The organism is Streptomyces durbertensis, assembly GCF_014156695.1.
GTDB lineage: Bacteria > Actinomycetota > Actinomycetes > Streptomycetales > Streptomycetaceae > Streptomyces > Streptomyces durbertensis.
Genome location: NZ_WMLF01000759.1, coordinates 1 through 1,334, shown reverse-complemented (window position 1 = coordinate 1,334; position 1,334 = coordinate 1). Strand labels below are relative to the sequence as shown.

The 1,334-nt window shown below is 75.0% G+C and carries 1 protein-coding gene; it reads left to right on the top strand.

Annotated features, from left to right (window positions below; translation table 11 throughout):
• Positions 1 to 1,091 (top strand): aminotransferase-like domain-containing protein (locus tag GL263_RS26590; protein WP_182858286.1); only part of this gene is annotated, 1,091 nt, incomplete at its 5' end.
• Positions 1,092 to 1,334 lie beyond the last annotated feature (243 nt).

Sequence of the window (1,334 nt, the reverse complement as noted above, 5' to 3'; positions counted from 1 at the left end):
GGGCCTTCGAAGCCGCCCTCTCCGAACTCACGCCCTACACCCACACCCACGGCGACTACCCGGCCGGCCTCCCCAGCCTCCGCCAGGCGCTCGCCGACCGCTACACCGCCCGCGGCGTCCCCACCATGCCCGAACAGATCATGGTCACCACCGGTGCCATGGGCGCCGCCTCCGCCCTCTGCCACCACCTCGCCCCACGCGGCGAACGCATCGCCGTCGAGCACCCCTCCTACGCCAACATCCTCCAACTCCTGCGCGAGTCAGGAGCCCGCCTCGTCCCCGTCGCCATGGCCGCCGAACACCGCGGCTGGGACCTCGCCGCCTGGCACCAGACCCTACGCGCCGCCGCGCCCCGACTCGCCTACGTCATCCCCGACTTCCACAACCCCACCGGCGCCCTCGCCGACGAGGAGCAGCGCCGCGACCTCGTCGCCGCCGCCCGCGCCGCCGGCACCCTCCTCATCGCCGACGAGACCATGGCCGACCTCGCCCTCGACCCCGACACCGCCGCCGACATGCCCCGCCCGGTCGCCGCGTTCGACCCCGCCGGCTCCGCCGTCATCACCCTCGGCTCCGCCAGCAAGGCCATCTGGGCCGGCATCCGCATCGGATGGGTCCGCGCCGCCCCCGACATCGTCCGCCGCCTCGTCGCCGCCCGCGCCTACGCCGACCTCGGCAGCCCGGTTCTCGAACAACTCGCCCTGACCCACCTGCTCACCACGGACGCCTGGGCCGCGGCCGTCGCCGACCGCCGCGACATCGCCCGCACCAACCGCGACGCCCTCGTCACCGCGCTGCGCGCCACCCTGCCCGACTGGGAGTTCACCGTCCCCACCGGCGGCCTCACCCTGTGGACCCGCACCGGCGGACTCTCCGGCTCCCGTATCGCCGAAGCCGGCGAACGCCTCGGCGTCCGCGTCCCCTCCGGCCCCCGCTTCGGCATCGACGGTGCCTTCGAAGGCTACGTACGCCTGCCCTTCACCGTCTCCGGACCACTGGCCACCGAAGCCGTCAACCGACTCGCCGCGGCCGCCCGCGTCGTCGCCGGCACCCCCCAGAACGCCAGCGCCCCCGGCAGCCTCGTCGCCTGACACCCGCCCGCCGGCCGCCCACGAAGGCAGCCGGCGGGCGCACACCGACCCCCCACCGACCCGGGAACCAGCCCGTCCGCTCCCCGTCAGTCGAACGCGAACGGCAACGACGCCACCCGGTGGTCGAACGACGACGGCACCAGCACCGGATCCCCACACGCCCGTACCCCAGGCAGCCGCGTCAGCAACTCCCGCAGCAGGATCCGCATCTCCAACCGGGCGAGCCCCGCCCCCAGGCAGAAG